Origin of the sequence: Streptomyces bobili, from assembly GCF_002154575.1 — a bacterium.
In the GTDB taxonomy this organism is placed as follows: Bacteria; Actinomycetota; Actinomycetes; order Streptomycetales; family Streptomycetaceae; genus Streptomyces; species Streptomyces bobili.
Genome location: NZ_MUBA01000522.1, coordinates 1 through 3,401 on the forward strand (window position 1 = coordinate 1; position 3,401 = coordinate 3,401).

Annotated in this window: 4 protein-coding genes; 2 read left to right on the forward strand and 2 right to left on the reverse strand. The window is 69.9% G+C overall.

The features are described 5' to 3' along the window. Window positions 1-97 precede the first annotated feature (97 nt). Both BZL64_RS32335 and katG read left to right on the forward strand, forming a co-directional pair. Window positions 98-541, forward strand: coding sequence for a Fur family transcriptional regulator (locus BZL64_RS32335; protein ID WP_086772682.1), 444 nt, complete (start codon window positions 98-100; stop codon window positions 539-541). Between the two features lie 88 nt (window positions 542-629). Further along, on the forward strand, window positions 630-2,855 hold the full coding sequence (katG, locus tag BZL64_RS32340; RefSeq protein ID WP_086772683.1) for a catalase/peroxidase HPI: 2,226 nt from the start codon (window positions 630-632) through the stop codon (window positions 2,853-2,855). Window positions 2,856-2,943: 88 nt separating this feature from the next. On the opposite strand, the gene BZL64_RS32345 is transcribed toward katG, so the two are convergent. Together BZL64_RS32345 and BZL64_RS41525 are read right to left on the reverse strand one after the other, a co-directional pair. Further along, window positions 2,944-3,153 (reverse strand): DUF397 domain-containing protein, encoded by a 210-nt coding sequence (locus BZL64_RS32345; protein ID WP_086772684.1) that lies wholly within the window; start codon window positions 3,151-3,153, stop codon window positions 2,944-2,946. Next, a complete protein-coding gene (locus BZL64_RS41525; protein ID WP_425276090.1) occupies window positions 3,135-3,401 on the reverse strand; it encodes a Scr1 family TA system antitoxin-like transcriptional regulator in 267 nt (88 codons plus the stop codon). Before BZL64_RS41525 ends, BZL64_RS32345 begins: the two co-directional genes overlap by 19 nt.

Genomic DNA, 3,401 nt, shown 5'->3' on the forward strand with positions numbered 1-3,401 from the left:
GCCTGATCACCGCCGGCTCCGGCCAACCCGACGCGACACAGACTTGGATTGATTCCATTTCTTGAACCGTTCGTGTTTATCGGGGTAGGTTGGGTTCATGACCGCACCCGGAAGTCCGTCCACGGCGGAGGAGCTGCGCGGCGCCGGCCTGCGGGTGACGGCCGCCCGCGTCGCGCTGCTCGACACCGTCCGCGACGGCGACCACCTCGGCGTCGAGGCGATCGCCGCCGGCGTGCGCGGCCGGGTCGGCCACATATCGTTGCAGGCCGTGTACGAGGCGCTTCACGCGCTCACCGCGGCCGGCCTCCTGCGTCGTATCGAGCCGCCCGGCAGCCCCGCCCGGTTCGAGGGACGCGTCGGCGACAACCACCACCACCTCGTGTGCCGCTCCTGTGGCACCGTCGCCGACGTGGACTGCGCGGTCGGCCACGCCCCCTGCCTGACCGCCTCCGACAACCGCGGCTTCTCCGTCGACGAGGCCGAGGTCATCTACTGGGGCCTGTGCCCCGCCTGCTCCAGCAGCCCCGATGGCCACCTGTGACCTCTGTCCGCCGCCGCAACCCCTGTGACCACCTGATCCACGCAGTACCTCAGCACCGTGATCCCCGTAGTTCGGAAGGACTCCCCCAATGACCGAGAACCATGACGCGATCGTCACGGAACCGAAGGCGGAAGAGGCGGGCGGCTGCCCGGTCGCGCACGGGCGCGCCCTCCACCCGACCCAGGGCGGCGGAAACCGCCAGTGGTGGCCGGAGCGCCTGAACGTCAAGATCCTTGCCAAGAACCCGGCCGTGGCCAACCCGCTCGGTGAGGAGTTCGACTACGCCGAGGCGTTCAAGAACCTCGACCTCGCGGCCGTGAAGCAGGACATCGCCGAGGTACTGACGACCTCGCAGGACTGGTGGCCCGCCGACTTCGGCAACTACGGCCCGCTGATGATCCGGATGGCCTGGCACAGCGCCGGCACCTACCGCATCAGCGACGGCCGCGGCGGCGCCGGCGCCGGTCAGCAGCGCTTCGCCCCGCTCAACAGCTGGCCGGACAACGCCAACCTGGACAAGGCCCGCCGTCTGCTGTGGCCGGTCAAGAAGAAGTACGGCCAGAGCCTCTCCTGGGCCGACCTGATGGTCCTCACCGGCAACGTCGCCCTGGAGCAGATGGGCTTCGAGACCTTCGGCTTCGGCGGCGGACGCGAGGACGTCTGGGAGCCCGAGGAGGACGTGTACTGGGGCCCCGAGACCACCTGGCTCGACGACCAGCGCTACACCGGCGACCGCGAGCTGGAGAACCCGCTCGGCGCCGTCCAGATGGGCCTCATCTACGTCAACCCGGAGGGCCCGAACGGCAACCCGGACCCGCTGGCCTCGGCCCGTGACATCCGTGAGACGTTCCGCCGGATGGCGATGAACGACGAGGAGACCGTCGCGCTGATCGCCGGCGGCCACACCTTCGGCAAGACCCACGGCGCCGGCCCGGCCGACCACGTCGGCGACGACCCCGAGGCCGCCTCCCTCGCCGAGCAGGGCCTCGGCTGGAAGAGCACCTACGGCACCGGCAAGGGCGGCGACACCATCACGTCCGGCCTGGAGGTCACCTGGACCGCCACGCCGACGCAGTGGAGCAACGGGTTCTTCAAGAACCTGTTCGAGTACGAGTACGAGCTGACCGAGTCCCCGGCCGGCGCCAAGCAGTGGGTGGCGAAGAACGCCGAGGCGATCATCCCCGACGCGCACGACTCGTCGAAGAAGCACCTCCCGACGATGCTCACCACCGACCTCGCGCTGCGCTTCGACCCGGTCTACGCGGAGATCTCGCGTCGCTTCTACGAGAACCCCGACCAGTTCGCGGACGCCTTCGCCCGCGCCTGGTACAAGCTGACCCACCGCGACCTGGGCCCGAAGTCGCTGTACCTCGGCCCGGAGGTCCCGGCGGAGACCCTGCTGTGGCAGGACCCGCTGCCGGCGCGGACGTACGAGCTGATCGACGCCGCCGACATCACCGCTCTCAAGGAGCAGGTCCTCGCCTCGGACCTCACGGTGTCCCAGCTGGTGTCCGTCGCCTGGGCGTCGGCCTCGACGTACCGCGGCAGCGACAAGCGCGGCGGTGCCAACGGCGGCCGTATCCGTCTCGAGCCGCAGCGCGGCTGGGAGGCCAACGACCCCGACCAGCTCGCGCTCGTGCTGCGCACCCTGGAAGGCATCCAGCAGGCCTTCAACTCGGGCCGCACCGACGGCAAGCAGGTCTCGCTGGCCGACCTGATCGTGCTGGCCGGTGCCGCCGCGGTCGAACGGGCCGCCAAGGAAGGCGGCTTCGAGGTCGAGGTTCCGTTCACGCCGGGCCGGGTGGACGCGACCGAGGAGCAGACCGACGCGGAGTCCTTCGCCGCGCTGGAGCCGACCGCCGACGGGTTCCGCAACTACATCGGCAAGGGCAACCGCCTGCCGGCCGAGTTCCTGCTGCTCGACAAGGCGAACCTGCTGACCCTGAGCGCGCCCGAGATGACCGTCCTCGTCGGCGGCCTTCGTGTCCTGGGCGCGAACCACCAGCAGTCGCAGCTCGGCGTCCTCACCGCCACGCCCGGCTCGCTGACCAACGACTTCTTCGTCAACCTGCTCGACCTGGGCACGACGTGGAAGTCGACCTCGCAGGACCAGACCACCTTCGAGGGCCGCGACGCCGCCACCGGCGAGGTCAAGTGGGCCGGCACCCGCGCCGACCTCGTCTTCGGCTCGAACTCCGAGCTGCGCGCCCTGGCGGAGGTCTACGCGAGCGACGACGCGAAGGAGAAGTTCGTCAAGGACTTCGTCGACGCCTGGGTCAAGGTCTCCAACCTGGACCGCTTCGACCTGGTCTGACCCGCGCACCTCGCGCACCGCGCATAAAACGGCCGGTCCGCTCCTTCGGGAGCGGCCGGCCGTCGGTGTCCGGGGCGCGGGCCTGCGCTCAGTCCCGCCACCGCCCGTCCCGGACCGCCGCGACGAAGCAGGACCAGCCCCGAGCCCGGAACACGAGCACCGGCCCGTCCGGGACCTTGCTGTCCCTCACCGGGACGGCGGCGGCGAAGTCGTCGGAGACCTCCAGGCAGGCGCCACCGTCCTGGTTGCTGTGGCTGCTCTTGCGCCAGGAGGCGGCAGTCAGGTCGCTGGATCGCACGGTGCTTCCTCCAACATCCGCAGGATGAACTTGCGCGACTCAGCCGGAGTGAGCGCCAAGTCACGCACCGCATCGTACGTGTTCTGCAAACGCACAACCGAGCTGGATTCCTCGATGAGTTCGCCCCGGTATCCATTCTCGGTATACGCGACGGTCCTGCCCTCCGGCAGGAGCAGGTACCACATCAGTCCAGATGACCAGGGACGCCACCCATCGAAGGCGGTCCCACCCCCACACCCCCCACACAC